Here is an 18,432-nt window from a genome sequence, read left to right on the forward strand (position 1 = left end):
CGAGTAAATTACCTGTTAAGCTCTCCGGGTGCATGTCGCCGGCCAGCCCCTCGCCCGCAGGTTCCCGCTGTCCGGGGTGCTCCGGATCAATCGTCCCTCCGACATCTGGTTCAAGCCGGCCACGAGCGTCGCGGTGGCCGCCACGCTCGTGCTGGTACCGCTGCTGATCGCCGGGCGGAGCGAGCTGGCGATGTACGTCATGGCGGGCGCCTTCTGCGCGCTGTACGGGCATCACCTGCCGTACGCCGCGCGGGTCCGGGCGAGCGCCTGGGTGGTGCTGGGCATGACCGCGGGCATGGCCGTCGCGCTCGTGTGCGCCGCCCTCGTCGACGACGTCGTCGCGCTCATCGCGATCGCGTCGATGCTCGCCGGCCTGCAGAAGGCGGTGTGCGACGCCACCCGGATCGGCCCGCCCGGGCACGTGCTCTTCGTGTTCGTCACCTCGGGCACCCTGTTCACCGCACAGGAACCGCGTGAGGTGCCCTTCCACGTCGCGCTGACCTTCGGCGCGGGGATCGTGGGCGCGCTGGTGGCGCTGGCCCCGGCGCTCGTCCGGCGCGACGGTCCCGAGCGCCGTGCCACGGCACGGGCACTCGACGCCGCGGCCGGCTACCTGGACGCCACGGGCGACGCCCGGCGGCGCCGGGCCCACCACGCCGCGGCCGCGGCGGTACAGGGCGCCTGGCAGACCCTGCTTGCCACCGGCACCCGCACCCCGGCACGCCGCACGCTGGCACACCTCGTGCTGCGCGCGGAAGCCACCCTCGCCGGCGAACCCGGCGCGGCAGGCTCCGCGCGCCTGCGCGACGATGCCCGCCGGGTTCGGGGCCGCGGCCCGCTGCCCGGCGTGCCCTTGCCGCCCGGGTCCGGTGACGAACTGCTGGGCCTCGGCGCCGAGCGCGAGGGCCGCCGCGGGCACGGCCGCGACCGGCTCGTGCGGCTGCTGCTGCGGCCCGGCTCGCCACTGCTGCCCATCGCCGTGCGCTGCGCCGTCGGCTGCGCGCTGGCCGGCTACACCGGCCTGGCCCTCGGCGTCGGCCACCCCTACTGGGCGGTGGTCTCGGCGTGCGCGATCTACCAGGCGAACGTGACGCTCACCTGGCACCGGGTGCTGCAACGGCTGGTGGGCAACCTGTGTGGCGTCGCGGTGTTCGCCGCCGTCGTCCCGCTGGCCAGGACCAGCGTCGTCGTGCTCGCGGTCCTCTGCATCGTCTTCAGCTTCGGCAACGAGATGCTGATCAGCCGCAACTACTGGCTCGGCTCCGTCTCGGTCACACCGATGGCACTGCTGATCACGCAGTTCACCGACGTGCGGCCCGCCGGGGAGCTCATCACCGACCGCGTGCTGGACACTCTCACGGGCGTCGTGACCGGGATGATCGTGGCCATCCTCATCACCAACCGCCGCACTGGCGGCAGGCTGGAGCAGGCACTCGCCGCCGCCGAGACCGCCACGGCCACCGCCGAGCGGGTGCTGGCCGCCTCCGCGAGCTCCGCGGCCGAGCTGGCCACCGCCCGCCGCGGGCTCACCGCGAGCGTCGTGGAGCTGCGCGACGCGGCCGACACCGCCGCAGGCGAGTGGTGGCAGCGGGCGCTGCCCGAGGAGAGGCTGCTGCGTGCCGAGCGGGACGCGCACCGTACGCTCGCGGCGACGATACGACGGCAGGGACTGGCACGACCGGCGTCCCTCGGCGCGGAGCGGAGAGCGTGACCGACGACACCGTGGCCGCCGTGGTGCGGCAGTGGCAGACCGTCCATCCCGGACTGGACACGAGCCCGATGGAGCTCATCGGCCGCATCAACCGCTGTGCCGCACTGCTCCAGCAGGCAGTGAGCGCGCCGCTGCGCGAGGCCGGGCTCTCCCGCGCCGAGTTCGACCTCCTGGGTGCCCTGCGCCGCAGCGGACGGGACCTGACCCCGAGCGAGCTGGCCAGGGAGACCTTCGCCTCCGGCGCCGCGGTCACCAAGCGGCTGCGGCAGCTGATCGAACGCGGCCTGGTGGAGCGCATCGCCGACGACCGCGACCGCCGCGTGGCGCACGTGCGCCTGACCGGGCGGGGCCGCGAGACCATCGACACCGTGCTGCCCGCGCAGCTGGAGTTCGAGCGCGCCGCGCTGGCCGGGCTCGGCGAGCAACAGCGCGACGCGCTCGGCGAGCAGCTCGCCGAACTGCTCATCCAGCTGGAGGGCCGGTTAGGGACGCTGCGCTAGCTCCGCCAGCGCGGCGCCGTTCTCCAGGTGCGCGGCGTGGCCCACGCCCGGCAGCACCCGCTGCCGCGTGCCGAGGTGCTCGCACAGGGCCCGCACCGAACGATGCCGCGACGGTGGCGAGTGCTCGCCGACGGTCAGCGTCACGCGCGCGGCGGCGTCGCCGAGCGGTGCGGGCTCGAACGCGCCGAACATCGCGAACTCCCCCGCCACCGTCTCCAGTGTCGCCGTGGTGAGCGAGGGGTTCCAGGCGGGCCCGTAGAGCGCCGTGCCGAAGCCCCTGACGCCGCCGGTGGCCAGCCCCTCGGCGACGTGGTCGAGCAGGCCCGGGGCGAGCGAGCCGGCGGCGGGCTCGTGCAGCACGGCCCCCTCGATCGGCACGCCGCGCGCCGCCAGCTCCAGGCCCAGGGTGGCCCCGCCGCTGACGCCGATCACGAACGCCCCGTCGCACAGCGGCGCGAGGAACGCGATCTCGGCGCCGAGGTCGCCGGACTGCGGGCGGTCGGGGCACAGCACCTCGACCGTTCCGCGCAGCGCGGCCGCCGTCGTAGCCCACACCCCCGGGCCGGTCGCGGCACCGTGGACGAGGACGATCCGCCTCACGCCGGGGCCGGGACCGCGCCGAGGGCCGCCAGCAGCTGATCGGAGGTCGCCACGGCACCGAAAATGCCGCCCTGCATGGTGACCATGCTCAGCGCGGCCTCGTGGTGCCTGCGCTCCGTGGCGCCGGTGCAGTCCGACAGCACCAGGCACTCGTAGCCGCGGTCGTTCGCCTCGCGCATCGTGGTGTGCACGCACACGTCGGTGGTGATGCCGGTGAGGATGAGGTGCGTGATGCCCTTCGACCGCAGCAGCAGGTCGAGGTCGGTGGCGTAGAACGCGCCCTTGCCCGGCTTGTCGATCACGGCCTCGCCCGGCTGCGGCGCCACCTCGGGCACGATCTCCCAGCCGGGCTCGCCGCGCACGAGGATCCGCCCGCACGGCCCCTCGCTGCCGATCTCGGCGCCCACCCTGGCCGAGCGCCAGCGCTTGTTGGCGGGCAGGTCCGCGAGGTCGGGGCGGTGGCCCTCGCGGGTGTGGAACACGGCGAGGCCCCGCTCGCGTGCCACGGCGAGCACGCGCGCCGTGGGTTCCAGCCCGGCGCGGGTGAGCGCGAGGTCGTAGCCCATCTGGTCGACGTAGCCGCCCTTGCCGCAGAAGTCAGTCTGCCAGTCGATCAGCAGCAGCGCGGTGCGGGCCGGGTCGATGGCCCCGTCGAACGGCCAGGCGTACGGGTTGGCGTCCACAGTGGAGAACGTGGTCACGCGGGAATCTCCTTGTCCTTGCGGGAATCGATGACGGATGCGAGGGTGACGACGAGCGCGGCGATGGCGAAGCCCACCACGGCGTCGGAGAGCCAGGGCGCGAAGGCGTGGGTCAGCAGCGCCGCGACGGCACCGGCGAGCCAGCCCGCGAACGGCGGCCAGCGCACGGCCCTCACCGCGCCGCGCGAGCCGAGGCCGAAGCGCGGCAGGACGAGCTGATCGAGGATCACGACCGCGCCGATCGGCGGCACGATCACGCCGAGGAGGTTGAGCCACTGCTCGAAGTAGGACCAGATCCCGGCCACCGCGAGCACGACACCGAGCGCGCCGAGCACGAGCGTGAGCCTGCGCATCCGGCCGCGGGTGAGCTGGCTCCAGCCGACCGCGCCGTTGTAGAGGCAGTGCGCGCAGACCGACCCGAGGTTGACGAACACGAACACCACCGCGAGCGGCACCAGCAGCCCGCCGTGACCGATCAGCAGGCCGAGAAAGTCACCCCCGTCGGTGGCCGGGTCGGCGGCGCCGCCGAGCGCCACGATCAGCCCGCCGATCACGAGCGCGATCACCTGGCTCACCGGGAACGCCGAGGCCGCGGCGAGGAAGCCCTCACGGCCGTTGCGGGACCAGCGGGTGAAGTCGGCCGTCATGGTGCCCGAGTCGATGAACGACGCGATCACCAGTGTCACGGCGGCGCCAAAGCTGAGCGCGCCGCCTCCGCCCTGGTACGCGGTCGGGGACGCGTCGCTGTCGCCCGCGGCGAGGAACACCGCGACCAGGCCGAGCACCACGTAGAACGGCGCGGCGATCATGCCGATCACCGACAGCGCGCGGATGCCGAGCAGCGTCACCGCCACGAAGGCCAGCCCGGCCACGAGCGTGGTCAGCCGTTCGTTCCAGCCCAGGCTGCCGTGCAGGATCGAGCCCGCCATCCCGGTCTGGAAGGCGAACCAGCCGATCACGATCGTGGCGAGGAAGCCGGACGGGACCGCCGCCGCGCGGGTGCCGAAGGTCTCGGCCGCGCTCAGCGCGAAGTTCTTGCCGGTGCGCCCCGCCAGCACGCTCAGCGAGCCGACGTAGAGCATCAGGCACAGGCCGCCCGTCGCGATCGCGAGCATGCCGGTCCAGAAGCCCAGCGAGTACACGATGAGGCCGCCGAAGATGGCGCAGGTCAGCACCATCGGGAAGCCGAACCAGACGGCGGAGACCGACCAGAGGCCGCGCCGCCGGTCCGGCGGGACGGGGACGTCCTCGAACTCCTCGATGCCCGTGGCGTGGGTGGTGTCGCGGGCCGTGGTCGTCACGCGCCACCCCCGTCCGGGCCGGGCAGCTCGTAGATCACCGTGACGCTGCCCCCGCCGGGGCGGCCCTGGTGCTCGGCGCCGCCGGAGACGTACACGGCGCCGTCGCCCTTGAGCGCCGCGAGCAGTCCGCCCACCGCGGCGCGGGCGTGCCGCGTGGAGTTCACGTCGGAGTCGGTGAGCATCGTGTGCCGCAGGCCGCGCACCGAGCCGGACGGGTCGGCCTCGGCCTTGGCGAAGATCTGCCGCACCCGGCCGCCCCGCCGCTCCACCTCGTCGAGCAGCGCGGTGACGGCGGCGAGGTCGAGGGCGTCCTTCATCTCGCCGTGCATCGCGCGCAGGGGGTTCGCGGCCGCGGTGCTTTCGGCGACCACGAGCACGTGGCAGTCCTCCAGCTCCGCACCGGCGCTCGCCGACGCCCTCGCCGAGGACACCTCCGCCTCGCCGGCCAGGGCCGCGAGCGCCGCGGTGCGGTCGCACTCCCCCAGCGCCACGGCGATCCCGAGCGAGCTCGCCGCCCTCGAGTGACCCATCGACTCGTAGGTGTCGCCCGACACCGGCTCCTCCCCGACCGCGCGCAGGGCCGCGATCTTGTCCGAGGTGAGCAGCGGGCACTTCACGAGTACGAAGTGGACGTCCGCCGTGGACACCCCGAGCTCGGCGACGAGCTTGCCGACGGTCTCGGTGACGGCGTCCACCTGTGCCGCCCTGCCCAGCTCACCCGGCGCCAGCACGCGGGTGCGCCCGGCGGCGGCGACCAGGCCGCGGTCGAAGCCCTCGTGCCGTTTCCCGTCGCGCACGAACAGGTTCACGTGCGGGCTCAGCACCCCCTCCGTACCGCCGGAGAACACCGTGACGGCCGAGCCGGGCAGGCGCGGCTCCCACGCGACGGCGGCCAGGGTGCGGCTGAAGTCGTTGACGCAGCCGTTGCCCTCGGTCTTGCCGATCACCGCGACCACGTCGGACGCGGTGTGTCCGTGCCCGGCGAGCGCGCCGAGCGCGCCCGTGTCGTCGGGGCCGCTCGTGGGGACGGTGAGCAGGGTGACCGCGCTCATGCGGCAGCATCCTTCCTGGGCCCGCGGGGCAGCAGGTGGTTGAAGACGAGGTTCAGCACGAACGCGACGATGACCGTGCTGGTGATCGCGCCACCGAGGATGATCTTGACCGCGGAGGGCAGGCCGTCGTAGACGTCCGGTGCGACGATCGGGATCATGCCCACGCCCATCGCGAGCGAGACGATCAGCAGGTTGTCGTTGCCGGAGAAGTCGGCCTTCGCGATCGTGGCGATGCCGACCCCGGCGACGGTGGCGAACATGACGAGGCTGACCGCGCCGATCACGGGGCCGGGCAGGCTCGCCACCACCTCGCCCATCTTCGGCACGAGGCCGAGTGCGATGAGGATGCCACCCGCGACCACCACCACCCGGCGGCTGGTCACCCCGGTCATCCGCACCAGGCTGACGTTCTGCGCGAAGACGGTGTCCGGAAAGGACGTCAGGAACCCGGCGAGGACCGAGGACACGCCGTCGGCGGCGAGACCGCGGGACAGGCGCTTCGACTCCGCCGGGGTGCCGGTGGTCTCCGACACCGACAGCAGGTACGCGGTGGACTCGGTGTAGATCACCAGCATCACCAGGCACATCGACACGATCCCGGGAATCGGGAACGTGGGAGTGCCGAACAGGAACACCGACGGCAGGCCGAGCCAGTCGGCCGAGCCGACGGCGGAGAAGTCCGTCATGGACAGCAACGCCGCGGCGATCGTGCCGAACACGAGCGCGATCAGCACGGCGGACTGCGCGAGCAGGCCGCGGCCGTAGCGCATCAGCGCGACGATCGTCAGCACCACTCCGGCGGCCAGTGCCAACGGGGCACCGCCGGCGGGGGCGTCGCCGAAGATCATGCTGACGGCTTTGCCGATCAGTGAGAGGCCGATCATCGTCACGGCGGCGCCGCGCACGATCGGCGGGAAGAACCGGATCAGCTTGGCGAACGGGACGGCCACGAGCACGCCGAAGATCCCGGCGGCGATCATCGCGCCGTAGACGGCGGAGAGCCCGTACTCCTCGCCGATCAGGATCATCGGGGTGACCGCCGTGAAGGAAGCTCCCGCGACCACGGGCATCCGCGCGCCGAGCAGCTTGCCGATCCCGGCGGCCTGTATGACGGTGACGATGCCGGCGACGAGCAGGTCGGCGTTGACGAGGGTGGCGATCGTGGACTGCCGCAGGTCGAGGGCCTCGCCGAACACCAGTGGCACCGCGACGCAGCCGGTGTACATCACCAGCACGTGCTGGAGTCCGAACAGGAACGTGCGCCACGGGGACAGCCGCGGCGAGGCCGGGCCCGGCGGCGACTCGGCGCGGGTCGTTTCGGTCGACATGCCGAGTTTTGTATACGAACCTTGTTTCGCTGGCGTTACTGTTGGTTCACTCGACGTTACGGACCCCGCGAGCAGGAACGTTTCGTATACGATCTAGCCATGATCGAGCTCGGCGAGCAGCGCCTCGTCCCGCGCGATGTGCTCCCCCATCAGGTAACCGGCCTGCACCGGCGAGCCGCTGAGGATCGCCTGTGCGATGGCGGCGTGGTCGCTCCAGGACGTGCCGGTGCGGGACTCCAGGCGCTGGTCGAAGATCCACGACACCCGGCTGAGCACCTGCGTGAGCATGATCTGGAGCTGGTGGTTGCCGGACGCTTCGGCGACGAGGCTGTGGAACCGCAGGATCAGCGGCGGCAGCTCGTCGTGTGCGTGGCTGAGGCCGGCCGAGCGGCCCAGCTCCACCACACGCGCCAGCTCACCGGCGACCTCGCCGCCCGCCCGCTCGGCGGCGAGCTGCGCCGCGAGCACCTCCAGCCCGCGCCGCACCTGCAGCAGCTCCAGCGCCGCCGCTCCCGACGTCGCCGAGACGGTCGCGCCCCGGTAGCGCACGAGCGTGACGAAACCCTCGCTCTGCAACTGGGACAACGCCTCCCGGATCGGCACGCGGGACACGCCGAACCGCTCGGCCAGGTCGGCCTCGCGCAACCGGTCCCCCGGCGCGAGGCGGCCCGCCAGGATGTCCTCCCGCACCGCGTGCGCGATCGCCTCACGGGGCGCGGACTGGTTCGCATCCTCGGCAGCGGTCACGCCCCGAGCCTAGCTTTCTGACCCGGCACCCCAACGGAAAGGACCCGATGTCCCCCACCGAACGCGTCCGCGCCGCCTATCGCACGATCGCCGAGGCGGACCGGCCCGAAGTCTGGATCACCCTGCGCGAGGAGCAGGACGTGCTGCTGGAGGCCAAGGCGGTCGAACACCGGCTGGCCGAGGGCGCCGACCTTCCCTTGGCGGGACTCGTGTTCGCGGTCAAGGACAACATCGACGTCGCGGGCTTGCCCACCACCGCGGGCTGCCCTTCCTTCGCCTACACCCCCTCGGCGAGCGCGACCGCGGTGCGCAGGCTCGTCGACGCGGGCGCGCTCGTGCTCGGCAAGACCAACCTCGACCAGTTCGCTACCGGCCTGGTCGGCACGCGCAGCCCGTACGGCGCGGTGCGCCATGCCCAGCAGCCCGGGAAGATCTCCGGCGGCTCCAGCTCGGGCTCCGCGGTCGCCGTCGCGCTGGGCATCGCCGATTTCGCGCTGGGCACCGACACCGCGGGCTCCGGCCGGGTTCCCGCCGCGCTGCACGGCATCGTCGGTCTCAAGCCGACGCTCGGGCTCGTGCCGAACACGGGCGTCGTGCCCGCGGCCCGCTCGTACGACTGCGTCACCGTCTTCGCGCGGGAACTACCGCTCGCACACCGGGCGCTCGCGATCATGACCGGACCTGACAGCGCCGACCCGACCAGCCGCGACTGGCCGCCCGCCACCAGGTTCGCCGCGGCCGGCCCGCGGCTGGCGATCCCGGACGACGCGGGACTGGCGCCCCTCTCCCAGGAGGGCACCGCCGCGTTCCACGCCGCGGTCGCGCGCCTGCGCGACACGGGCGTGACCGTGGAACGGATCGACGTCACGCCGTTCCTCGACGCCGCGACGCTGCTCTACGACGGCGCACTGGTGGCGGAACGCTACGCCGCGGTCGGCGAGTTCCTGGCGGGTGAGCCCGAGGGCGCCGACCCGACCGTCGCGGGCATCGTGCTCGCCGCAGGGGACCTGCCCGCCCACCGGTTCGCCGCCGATCTCGAACGTCTCGACGCCTACCGGGCCGAGGCCGCCGCGCTGCTCGCCGGGTTCGACGCACTGCTGTTGCCGACCACCACGGGACATCCCACCATCGCCGAGGTCGAGGCCGACCCGGTGGCGGTGAACTCCCGGCTGGGCACCTACACCAACTTCGTCAACCTGCTCGACCTGGCGGCCGCGGCCGTGCCCGCGGGGACCGCGGACGGCGGTCCGTTCGGCGTCAGCGTGATCACGCGCGCCTTCGACGACCAGGTCGCGCTGGACATCGCCGCGGCGCTGACCGGCGACGAGCCGCCCGCTCCGTATCCCACGGGCGGGGTGGACCTCGTGGTGTTCGGCGCGCACCTGCGAGGCCAGCCGCTCAACCACCAGCTCACCGGCCTCGGTGCCCGGTTTTCCGGGGTGGTGCGCACGGCGCCGGAGTACCGCATGGTCGCGCTGCCCACCACGCCGCCGAAGCCCGGCGTCGTCCGCGACACCGCCGCGGGGGCGAGCCTCACCGGTGAACGCTGGACGCTCTCTCCCGCCGCACTGGGCACGTTCCTCGCGGGGCTGCCCGCGCCCATGTCACTCGGACCGGTCACTGTGGACGGTGGCGAACAGGTGCTCGGCTTCCACTGCGACCCCGACACCGCGCGCGGGGGCACCGACATCACGCGCTACGGCAGCTGGAGCGCCTACCTCGCGCGGAGCTGATCAGCCGCGGCGCCTGCGGGTGGTGACCGAGCGCGGCGGCTGGGCACGCATGTGGTCGCGGACCCTGGTCATGATGTCGCCGAGAGCGGGAAGGTCCTTGTCGGACAGCGGCGCGAACAGCAGGTCGCGAACCACCTCGACGTGGCCGGGCAGGATCGCGGCGACCCGGGCGAGGCCGTCCTCGGTGATGGTGACGAGGGTGGCCCGCTGGTCGTCGGGACTGGGCCCCCGGGTGACGAGGCCGGCCTTCTCCAGCAGCCCGGCCTGGTGGGTCAGGCCGCTGCGGCTGTAGACCACCCCGTCGGCCAGCTCGGTCATCGTCAGCCTGCGTTCGGGCGTGTCGGCGAGGCGGGCGAGGAGCTGGAACTGGACGTAGCTCAGGCCGCCCGCCGCCCGTACCTGCTGCTCGACGGCGTGGTGCAGCAGGCTGACGGACTCCATGAGCGCGAAATACGTCGCCAGCTGCTCGGGTTCCAACGGGTCGGCCACTCGCACAGTCTAGTTGCTTCGACCTCGAAGCATCATGTAGCCTGAAATCACTTCGACATCGAAGCACTTTTCAGGAGGCAGACATGAAGGCAGTGCGCTATCACCGGTACGGCGGTAGTGACGTCCTCGTCCACGAGGACGCCGAGCGGCCCGTGCCGGGCGAGGGCCAGGTGCTCGTCCGGGTGGCGGCCACCTCGTTCAACCCGGTCGACGCGGACATCCGCGGCGGCTTCCTCAGCGAGGTCTTCCCGCTGACTTTCCCGCACACGCCGGGGCTCGACGTCGCCGGGACCGTCGCGGAGCTCGGCACCGGCGTCGACGGCAGGCAGGTGGGCGACGCCGTGGTGGCGTTCCTGCCGATGAACGCCGACGGCGCCGCCGCCGAGTACGTGCTGGCACCCGCCGGGACACTGACCGCGGCGCCCGAGCGCGCCGAGCTCACCGACGCGGCAGCCCTGCCCGTCGGCGGCCTCACCGCCTGGCAGGCGCTGTTCGACGTAGCCGGGCTCGAAGCCGGGCAGAGCATCCTGGTCAACGGCGCGGCGGGCGCGGTCGGCGGCTACGCGGTCCAGCTCGCCGAGCAGGCCGGGGCCGTCGTCACCGCCACCGCGAGGGAGACCAGCGCGGACCGCCTCCGCGACTACGGAGCCCACCGGGTCATCGGCTACCTCGATCACTCGGCCGCTCCGCCGGCCGCCGAGGGCGCGCCGTTCGACGTCGTGCTGAACCTCGCGCCCACGTCCGCCGAGGAGACCGCGGCGCTGGCCGGGCTCGTCCGCGACGGCGGGGCACTGGTCAGCACCACCACGCCGCCCCCGGACGACCCGGGGCGGGGCATCCGCGGCGCCCGCGTGTTCGTCCAGAGCAACGCAGGCCAGCTGGCCGAGCTGGTCTCCCGCGTCGACGCCGGACGGCTGCGGATCCACGTCGCCGACCGCAGGCCGCTGACCGAGCTCGCCGCCGTGCACGACGAGGCCGCCGCGGGGAAGCTGACCGGCAAGACCGTCCTCATCCCCGGCTGAACGACGAGGAGAACACAGTGACCGACGTCGCGGGCTTCAACACCCGCATCATCGAGGAGTTCCGGCGCAACCACGGCAAGGTCGGCGGGCCGTTCGAGGGCGCGCCCCTGCTGTTGCTGCACACCATCGGCGCGCGCAGTGGCAGGCACCGGATCAACCCGATGATGTACCTGCCAGACGGGGGCGCCTACCTCGTTTTCGCCTCCAAGGCCGGGGCCGACACCAACCCCGACTGGTACTGGAACCTGCGGGCGCGGCCCGAGGCACGGATCGAGGTCGGAGACCGCGAGCTCGACGTGCGCGCGGCCGAGCTGCGGGGCGCCGAGCGCGACGAGAAGTACCGCGTCCAGGCCGAGCACTACCCGGGGTTCGCCGAGTACCAGCGCAAGACCGACCGGGTCATCCCGGTGATCGCACTCGTCCCGGCGATCTCCGGCTGACCGATCAGGAATCGAGAAACGCCGACCGTGCGGGCGTTCCTACCGTAGTCGCATGACCTCGAATCAGCAGACAGGCAACCGGAAGAAGCCCGGCCCGCTCACCCGGGCATCGCTCTGGTTCCAGCGGCGGACGAACGTCAAGACGAACGAGAAGATCCGCCGGAAGGGCGGCAAGATCATGGGCATGGATCTGCTGATCCTGCACACCGTGGGCCGCCGCAGCGGGCAGCGGCGGGAGTCGCCGGTGACGTGGTTCGACGGCGGCGACGGCACCCGGCTGATCGTCGCCTCTGGCGGCGGCAGCAGGCACCCCGACTGGTACTTCAACCTCGTGGCGCACCCGGACAAGACGGCCATCGAGATCCCCGGCGAGTCCGCGGTCCCGGCGACGCCGCAGGCGCTCGAGGGCGCCGAGCGGGAACAGGCCTGGCAGCGCATCACCGAGGCCCAGCCCCGCTACGCCAAGTACCAGAAGAAGTCCGACCGGCGGTATCCCGTCATCCGGCTGACGCCGCGGTGACCGCGGACGCGGTGTGGCCGGCCCGCCCGGAGGCCGGCCACACTCGGACCGTCAGGCCGACCCGACGGGCACCGTGATCTCGACGAGCCCGCTCAGCACCCCCGGCAGCGGTGCCTGGTGCAGCACGCCGAGGCGCTGGGTCGCGCGGGTGAGCGCGACGTAGAGCTCGGCCGCGCCGCGCGGGCCGTCGGCGAGGATCCGGTCCGGATCCACGACCAGGACGGCGTCGAACTCCAGGCCCTTCGTCTCCGCCGGCACCACCGCACCGGGCACGTCCGGTGGTCCGATCACGACACTCGTGCCCTCGCGGCCCGCCTCGTCCCTGACGAACTCCTCGATGGCGGCGGGCAGCTCGTCGCCGGTGACCCGCCTCGACCACGGCTGGACCCCGCTCGCCCGCACCGAGTCGGGCGCCTGCACGTCAGGGGCGAACTCGGCGAGCAGCGCGGCCGCCACGGCCATGATCTCCGCGGGGGTGCGGTAGTTCACGGTCAGCGACCGGTAGACCCAGCGGCCGGGCACGTACCGCTCCAGCATCGCGGACCACGATGTCGCCCCGGACTCCGACCGGCGCTGCGCCAGGTCGCCGACCACGGTGAACGACCGGTTCGGGCAGCGCCGCATCAGCACGCGCCAGTCCATCTCGGACAGTTCCTGTGCCTCGTCGACAACCACATGCCGGTAGGTCCAGTCCCGGTCGGCGGCGGCACGCTCGGCGAGCTCACGGGTGTCGGCCTCCACGAACCGCCCGGCCAGGTCCTCGGCGTAGAGCAGGTTCTCGGCCGCCAGCTGGATGTCCTCGTCCAGTTCCTCCCGGTCCAGCTTCATCACCTCCATCACCCCGGCGGCGTACTCGGCCTCGGCCCTGCGCTTCCGTTGCTCGGCCAGCTCCGCGGCCCGGTCGGCCTCCGTGTCCCTTCCCAGCAGGTCCACCAGCTCGTCGAGCAGCGGCACGTCCGGCACCGTCCAATCCGCACCGTCGGCGCGCCACAGCGCCGGATCGGCGCCCGCGGCCCGCAGCCGCTCCGGCGAGGAATACAGCTCCGCCAGCAGCGTTTCCGGCGTCAGGATCGGCCACAGCTCGTCGAGCGCGGCGCTGAACGCCTCGTCTCCCGCCAGCTCGCCGAGCAGGTTCCGCCTCAGGTCCTCCCATTCCTCGCGGTCGTCCCGGGTCAGCCAGCCCCGGCCGATCCGCGCGATCGCCCGCTCGGTGAGCACGTACGTGACGATCTCGGTGAACACCGAGCGCGCCTCGTTGTGCGGCAGGCCGCTCGCGCGCGCCTCCTCCCTCGCCCACTCCGCGGTCGCGGCGTCGATCCGCACCGTGACGTCCTTCAGCTCGATCGGCACCGGCTCCTCCGGCAGGCGCTGCCGGTCGGCGACCGCCGCCGCGAGCACGTCGAGCATCGCGAGCGAGCCCTTGAGCCGGGTGGCCTCGGGCGTGTCCTCGGCGGTGACGCGCAGCCCTGGCACGAGGTCGCCCGTGGTCGTGAAGACCACATCGGACTCCCCCAGCGACGGCAGCACCCGGCTGATGTGATGCAGGAACGCCGGGTTGGGCCCGACCACGAGCACACCGTGGCGCTCCATCCGCTCCCGCTGGGTGTAGAGCAGGTAGGCGACGCGGTGCAGTGCCACCACGGTCTTCCCGGTGCCGGGCCCGCCCTCGATCACCAGCACGCCGGGGTGGTCGAGCCGGATGATCTCGTCCTGTTCGGCCTGGATGGTCGCCACGATGTCGCGCATCCCGTCACCGCGGGGCGCGTTGACCGCCGCGAGCAGTGCCGCGTCTCCCCTGGCGTCCCCCTCCTCGGCGCCCGGACGGCCGAGCACCTCGTCGGTGAAGCCGGCGACGTGCCTGCCCCGGGTGTGGAACTGGCGCCGCCGCCGCATGTTCTCCGGGTTCGCGCCGGTCGCCGTGTAGAACGGGCGCGCGGCCGGTGCCCGCCAGTCGAGCAGCACCGGTTCGTAGGAGTTCTCGTCGTCGAACAGCCCGATCCGGCCGACGTAGGAACGCTCGCCCGCGTCGCTGTCCAGCCTGCCGAAACACAGCCCGTTGTCCACGGCCTCCAGGCGCCTCACCTGTCTCGCCAGCGACCGCACCTCCACGTCCCGTTCCATCGGTGCCGCGCCATTTCCCCACAACGCCGCTTCGTACTCCCCCTTCACCCGCGCGCGCTCGGCGTCGAGCCGCGCGTACAGACCGGCCACGTAGTTCCGCTCGGATCGCAGTTCCTCGTCGTACCCCTGTGTTGACACATGCCCCTCGCTGTGGCTAGACTGGCGTTAGGTTCGGCGGGTTTTCCTTTGTTTTTCCGGAAAGCACGCCGATTTTTTATTGTCCTCTTCGTGTCAAGTCCTCTCGGGATTCACGAAGGACGAGACGCCAGCCTGCGAGGGATCAGGGCGTCGCGAGGAAGTCCCGCACCTCCGCCAGGAACTGTCCGCGCCCGCGCTCCGCGCGATCGAGGTGCGCGTAGTGCGCCGCGCCGCCAGTTCGACGGAGCGCACCGACCGCGCGCACCAGGTGCTCGGTGAGCAGCTCGGCATCACCCGGCCTGCTCCAGAAGTCGTACTCGCTGCGCAGGATCAGCGTCCGCGCGGTGACGAGGCTGGCATCCCACAGCTGCCGTCCAGCGGCGAGGTAGAAGCTGTCCTCCACGGCTCCGGACGGGGCACGGAAGCTCGCCGGAGTGCGCGAACCGCTCGTGGGGTCCAAGGCGAGCGCGCCCCGCACGTAGGCGTCGACGACGCGGGATCGCGCCACACCGACTTGTCCCCGACAGGAATGCTGTTGTCCCACGACGGAAGCAGGCTCTCGCCGGTGCTCAGCCGGTAGGCGCCATAACGGGCGGCGTTGAACCGGCCGGGGTGGTCGGGGTCCTCGTTGTCCGTGCCCCGTCCCAGCGTCGGGTGCCCGTCGAGCGGACCGTAGAGGGAGTTGTAGACCACGAGGTGGCTGACGCGATGCGGATGCGCGGCGGCGTACTGGCCGAGCCAGTGCCCGCCGGTGGCCCAGCCGGGCAGCGCGACCCGCTCGCTGCGCGCGCGGTGCGTGATCGCCTCCACGACCGCGGTCACGTCGCGCACCACGGCGGCGGAGCGGACGGCGGGCGGGTCCGACTCCGGAGGCCGGGACAGTGCGGCCGGGCGGGTGGAAGCGCCGTAGCCGCGGGCGTCCATCACGTAGACCCGGTGCCCGGCCCTGGCCAGGTCGACGGCGAGCGAGCCGCCGCGGACGGGCAGATCGAAGCTCGCCACGCCGGGCACGCGCGCGCCGTGCGGGAGCAACACCGGCGGTCGGGGCGGTCCCTGGCGCGCGGCAGGACGGACCTCCCGGACCGCGATCCGCACGCCGGGCTCGCTGGCGACGCGGAACTCCGAGCGGACCAGCTCGCGCCCGGCTCGGCCGGCGGTGCGAGGGCGGTCAGGGTCGCGGCGGCCGCGGCGATCGCCGCCGCGGTGCCGGACAGGACGGTGAGAAGACTGCGCCCCCGCCATCGCCCAGGAGGCGGTGCAGATGCAGACCATCGTCGCGCTCGTCGCGAGTGAGCTCGGGGTGTCGGTCGTGCCTCGTCGGTCGCGCGCACGCGCAGGCAGGACGCCGTGCTCCGGCCGGTGCGCCCCTCGGCCAGGGTCGTGCACCTCGCCGTGGCCAGACGGCACGGCGAGGAGAACCCGGTGGTGCGCAACTTCGTCGCGGCCGTCAGGCGCGCGGCCTCGTGAGGAGGACGCCGATCCGGATCGTCTGCCCCGCTCGGTCACCGACCGTCTCCCGGCCGCGGCGGGCCGGATCTAGAAGCGAGCGCGGACGGGCGAGTCCAGCCAGGCGAGCAACCGCCTCCACACGTTTCCCGCTCCCGTGGCGATCCTGCTGAACCGAGTCATGTCGCGGCGCTCCTTCCCGTGAGTGTCCGGCACGGCGCGGTCGTTGCGTCCGTGGCGCCCGGTTGATCGTCGGCGGAGGCCTCCGTGTTTCACCCCTGGGGCAACGAATTTCCGGACGGGGGTCGGCTGAGATCCAGCTTCTCCCGCGCATCGGTGCCCTGCACCGGGAAACGCCCCCTCGACACAAAAAGTTGAACGATAGTAAAACTAGTACATCAGTTCAACTTTGCGCTGGAGGGGTCGGATGGAGCAGCAGGACACCGGGCGCGCCGGCTGGCGGGAGTGGAGCGGCCTCGCGCTACTGGCGTTGCCGACCGTGCTGCTGGGGCTCGACGTCACGGCGCTGTACCTCGTGCTGCCCAGCCTGGTCCACGACCTGGGCGCGAGCGCGACGCAGACGTTGTGGATCATGGACGCCTACGGCTTCCTCATCGCCGGGTTCCTGATCACCATGGGGACGCTGGGCGACCGCATCGGCAGGCGGCGCCTGCTCATGGCCGGCATGGTCGCGTTCGGCGCCGGGTCGGCGTTCGCCGCCTTCGCTCCCGGCGCCGCGTGGCTCGTCGTGGCCAGGGCCGTGCTCGGCATCGCCGGGGCGACGCTCATGCCGTCGACGCTGTCGCTGATCAGCAACATGTTCCGCGACGCCCGCCAGCGTGCCGTGGCGATCGGGCTGTGGGCGACGATGTTCGCGCTCGGCATGGCGGCGGGGCCGGTGGTGGGCGGAGCGCTGGCCTCGGCCTTCTGGTGGGGCGCGGTGTTCCTGCTCGCGGTGCCGATCGCGCTCGTGGTGCTGGTGGGCGCGCCCCTGCTGCTGCCGGAGTTCCGCTCGGCCCGCACGGGGCGGCTCGACGCGCTGAGCGTGGCCCTGTCGCTGACGGCGATCCTGCCGGTGACCTACGCGATCAAGCAGGCCACCGAAGGCTTCGGCGCCGACCTGCCGATCGCCGCACTGCTCGGCGTGGGCTCGGCGGTCGTGTTCGTCCGGCGTCAGCTACGGCTGCGGGACCCGCTGCTGGAACTCCGGCTCTTCGCGAACCGGGCGTTCTCGTCGGCGCTGGCGGTGCTGTTGATCGGCCTGGTCGGGGTCGGCGGCGTGATGATCCTCGTGACCCAGTACCTGCAGCTCGTCGAGGGCCGGTCGCCCATGGCGGCCGGGCTCCTGATGGGCCCGCCCGCGCTGGCGATGCTGGTCGCCGCCATCGGCGCTCCCCTGCTGGCCCGCCGCGTCTCCCCCGGCGTCGTCATGTCCGCGACACTCGGAGTGTCCCTGCTCGGCTACGCGCTCCTCGCCGTCGCCGGGACCGGCAGCGCGCTGAGCGTGGTCACCGGGTTCGCCTTCGTCTACCTCGGGCTCGGGGCCATCGCCGCGCTCGGCACCGACATCGTCGTGGGCGCCGCGCCCGCGGAGAAGTCCGGCTCGGCCGCGGCGCTGTCGGAAACGGTGCAGGAACTCGGCATCGCGGCCGGGGTGGCGCTGCTCGGCAGCCTCACCACGGCCGTCTACCGGGCCACCGCCGAGGCGCCGCCCGGCGTGCCGCCCGCCACCGCGGCCACGGTCACCGACAGCCTGTCGGGAGCCCTGTCCGTGGCGGACCGGCTGCCCGCCGACGCCGTCGACCGGGCGAGGACCGCGTTCACCACCGGCCTCAACGTCTCCGCGCTCGCCGCCGGGATCGCGATCGCCGTGGCTGCGCTCGCGGCGTTCAGGACGCTCCGGCACCTCCGCCCGATCGGCGCCGCCGCGGTTGAGGCAGACTCGGCACTCTCGACGCACGGGAGGGACGATGGCGGACGGGGACCAGGAGGTTGACGGGCGCAAGGTGCGCGGGCGGCGCCGCAGGGCCGAGATCATCGAGGCGACGCTGACCGTCGTGCTGCGCGACGGAGCGTCCGGCGTGACTCACCGGACCGTCGCGAAGGAGGCGGGGATCCCCGCCAGCCTCACCCTCTACTACTTCGCCACCCTCGACGACCTCCTGGTCGGCGCCCTCAGCAGCGTCGCGGACGCCTACACCGAGCGCATCCGGGCGCTCATCGAGTCCGCTGAGGACAAGCTCGGCGGGCTCGCCGAGCTCATCGCCGAGTCGTCCGGCCCGGGGCGCAAGCGCGCGCTGGCCGAGCGGGAGCTGTCCACGCTGGCCGCGCGCCGCCCCGCTCTCCGCCCGGTGGCGCGGCGCTGGCGCGAGAACGTCGCCGAGCTCGCCGGGACGCTCACTGACGACCCCGACGCCGTCGAGTCCGTGGTCGCGCTGGCCGACGGTTTGTGCGCCGCGATCCTGCTCGACGACCGCGACGCCGATCCGGCGCACCTTCGCAAGCTGCTGAACGACGCGCTGACCACCCCGCGCCGGTGACGCTCACTCCGGGGCAACGGCGGTGCGATGGCCCCGGCGCCAC

18 protein-coding genes are annotated in these 18,432 nt (G+C 73.0%); 8 read left to right on the forward strand and 10 right to left on the reverse strand.

Features of this window, described 5'->3' with window-relative positions; all coding sequences use genetic code 11:
- Positions 1 to 28 precede the first annotated feature (28 nt).
- Positions 29 to 1,711, forward strand: coding sequence for an FUSC family protein (locus BA062_RS13680; protein ID WP_210406833.1), 1,683 nt, complete (start codon positions 29 to 31; stop codon positions 1,709 to 1,711).
- Positions 1,708 to 2,211, forward strand: coding sequence for a MarR family winged helix-turn-helix transcriptional regulator (locus BA062_RS13685; RefSeq protein ID WP_110336423.1), 504 nt, complete (start codon positions 1,708 to 1,710; stop codon positions 2,209 to 2,211). Before BA062_RS13680 ends, BA062_RS13685 begins: the two co-directional genes overlap by 4 nt.
- On the opposite strand, the gene BA062_RS13690 is transcribed toward BA062_RS13685, so the two are convergent.
- From BA062_RS13690 to BA062_RS13715, 6 genes are all read right to left on the reverse strand, one after another.
- Positions 2,194 to 2,811 (reverse strand): alpha/beta fold hydrolase, encoded by a 618-nt coding sequence (locus BA062_RS13690; protein ID WP_168213945.1) that lies wholly within the window; start codon positions 2,809 to 2,811, stop codon positions 2,194 to 2,196. The genes BA062_RS13685 and BA062_RS13690 overlap by 18 nt on opposite strands.
- Positions 2,808 to 3,512 (reverse strand): biuret amidohydrolase, encoded by a 705-nt coding sequence (gene biuH / locus BA062_RS13695; protein ID WP_110336424.1) that lies wholly within the window; start codon positions 3,510 to 3,512, stop codon positions 2,808 to 2,810. The genes BA062_RS13690 and biuH overlap by 4 nt, the downstream gene beginning before the upstream one ends.
- Positions 3,509 to 4,813: a purine-cytosine permease family protein gene (locus tag BA062_RS13700; protein ID WP_110336425.1), complete on the reverse strand. Its 1,305-nt coding sequence runs from the start codon at positions 4,811 to 4,813 to the stop codon at positions 3,509 to 3,511. Before BA062_RS13700 ends, biuH begins: the two co-directional genes overlap by 4 nt.
- Positions 4,810 to 5,865: a cyanuric acid amidohydrolase gene (atzD, locus tag BA062_RS13705; protein ID WP_110336426.1), complete on the reverse strand. Its 1,056-nt coding sequence runs from the start codon at positions 5,863 to 5,865 to the stop codon at positions 4,810 to 4,812. Before atzD ends, BA062_RS13700 begins: the two co-directional genes overlap by 4 nt.
- The gene (locus BA062_RS13710; protein ID WP_110336427.1) at positions 5,862 to 7,193 is read right to left on the reverse strand and encodes a nucleobase:cation symporter-2 family protein; all 1,332 of its coding nucleotides are present in this window, start codon (positions 7,191 to 7,193) and stop codon (positions 5,862 to 5,864) included. Before BA062_RS13710 ends, atzD begins: the two co-directional genes overlap by 4 nt.
- A 93-nt stretch (positions 7,194 to 7,286) precedes the next feature.
- A complete protein-coding gene (locus BA062_RS13715) occupies positions 7,287 to 7,940 on the reverse strand; it encodes a GntR family transcriptional regulator (RefSeq protein ID WP_110336428.1) in 654 nt (217 codons plus the stop codon).
- Positions 7,941 to 7,987: 47 nt separating this feature from the next.
- On the opposite strand from BA062_RS13715, the gene atzF reads away from it, so the two are divergent.
- Positions 7,988 to 9,673: an allophanate hydrolase gene (gene atzF / locus BA062_RS13720; RefSeq protein ID WP_110336429.1), complete on the forward strand. Its 1,686-nt coding sequence runs from the start codon at positions 7,988 to 7,990 to the stop codon at positions 9,671 to 9,673.
- Here the strand turns inward: atzF and BA062_RS13725 are convergent, their stop codons facing one another.
- The gene (locus BA062_RS13725) at positions 9,674 to 10,162 is read right to left on the reverse strand and encodes a MarR family winged helix-turn-helix transcriptional regulator (RefSeq protein ID WP_110336430.1); all 489 of its coding nucleotides are present in this window, start codon (positions 10,160 to 10,162) and stop codon (positions 9,674 to 9,676) included.
- 83 nt (positions 10,163 to 10,245) lie between these two features.
- Here BA062_RS13725 and BA062_RS13730 point away from each other — a divergent pair, with 83 nt between their 5' ends.
- The 3 genes from BA062_RS13730 to BA062_RS13740 are packed head-to-tail and all read left to right on the forward strand — an operon-like array spanning position 10,246 to position 12,144.
- On the forward strand, positions 10,246 to 11,184 hold the full coding sequence (locus tag BA062_RS13730) for an NADP-dependent oxidoreductase (RefSeq protein WP_110336431.1): 939 nt from the start codon (positions 10,246 to 10,248) through the stop codon (positions 11,182 to 11,184).
- 17 nt (positions 11,185 to 11,201) lie between these two features.
- A complete protein-coding gene (locus BA062_RS13735; protein ID WP_110336432.1) occupies positions 11,202 to 11,624 on the forward strand; it encodes a nitroreductase family deazaflavin-dependent oxidoreductase in 423 nt (140 codons plus the stop codon).
- A 52-nt stretch (positions 11,625 to 11,676) separates the two neighbouring features.
- Positions 11,677 to 12,144, forward strand: a complete 468-nt coding sequence (locus BA062_RS13740) for a nitroreductase family deazaflavin-dependent oxidoreductase (protein ID WP_110336433.1) — start codon at positions 11,677 to 11,679, stop codon at positions 12,142 to 12,144.
- A 51-nt stretch (positions 12,145 to 12,195) separates the two neighbouring features.
- Here the strand turns inward: BA062_RS13740 and helR are convergent, their stop codons facing one another.
- The 3 genes from helR to BA062_RS13750 form a co-directional block, all read right to left on the reverse strand.
- Entirely contained in the window at positions 12,196 to 14,403 is a 2,208-nt protein-coding gene (gene helR, locus BA062_RS13745) for an RNA polymerase recycling motor ATPase HelR (protein WP_210406834.1), read from the reverse strand.
- Between the two features lie 142 nt (positions 14,404 to 14,545).
- Entirely contained in the window at positions 14,546 to 14,806 is a 261-nt protein-coding gene (locus tag BA062_RS40200; protein ID WP_210406835.1) for an alpha/beta fold hydrolase family protein, read from the reverse strand.
- On the reverse strand, positions 14,734 to 15,498 hold the full coding sequence (locus BA062_RS13750; protein WP_210406836.1) for an alpha/beta fold hydrolase: 765 nt from the start codon (positions 15,496 to 15,498) through the stop codon (positions 14,734 to 14,736). Before BA062_RS13750 ends, BA062_RS40200 begins: the two co-directional genes overlap by 73 nt.
- 778 nt (positions 15,499 to 16,276) lie before the next feature.
- Between BA062_RS13750 and BA062_RS13755 the strand changes: the two genes are divergently transcribed.
- Positions 16,277 to 17,845, forward strand: a complete 1,569-nt coding sequence (locus BA062_RS13755; protein ID WP_110336434.1) for an MFS transporter — start codon at positions 16,277 to 16,279, stop codon at positions 17,843 to 17,845.
- The gene (locus BA062_RS13760) at positions 17,820 to 18,389 is read left to right on the forward strand and encodes a TetR/AcrR family transcriptional regulator (RefSeq protein ID WP_110336435.1); all 570 of its coding nucleotides are present in this window, start codon (positions 17,820 to 17,822) and stop codon (positions 18,387 to 18,389) included. Before BA062_RS13755 ends, BA062_RS13760 begins: the two co-directional genes overlap by 26 nt.
- Positions 18,390 to 18,432: the final 43 nt, after the last annotated feature.

This window comes from Prauserella flavalba (assembly GCF_003202235.1).
GTDB lineage: Bacteria > Actinomycetota > Actinomycetes > Mycobacteriales > Pseudonocardiaceae > Prauserella_A > Prauserella_A flavalba.

Coding starts and splice junctions, on each gene's coding strand:
- atzD (WP_110336426.1), bottom strand. CDS start 5,865: ATGAGCGCGGTCACCCTGCTCACCGTCCCCACGAGCGGCCCCGACGAC.
- BA062_RS13710 (WP_110336427.1), bottom strand. CDS start 7,193: ATGTCGACCGAAACGACCCGCGCCGAGTCGCCGCCGGGCCCGGCCTCG.
- atzF (WP_110336429.1), top strand. CDS start 7,988: ATGTCCCCCACCGAACGCGTCCGCGCCGCCTATCGCACGATCGCCGAG.
- BA062_RS13730 (WP_110336431.1), top strand. CDS start 10,246: ATGAAGGCAGTGCGCTATCACCGGTACGGCGGTAGTGACGTCCTCGTC.
- BA062_RS13740 (WP_110336433.1), top strand. CDS start 11,677: ATGACCTCGAATCAGCAGACAGGCAACCGGAAGAAGCCCGGCCCGCTC.
- BA062_RS13755 (WP_110336434.1), top strand. CDS start 16,277: ATGGAGCAGCAGGACACCGGGCGCGCCGGCTGGCGGGAGTGGAGCGGC.
- BA062_RS13760 (WP_110336435.1), top strand. CDS start 17,820: ATGGCGGACGGGGACCAGGAGGTTGACGGGCGCAAGGTGCGCGGGCGG.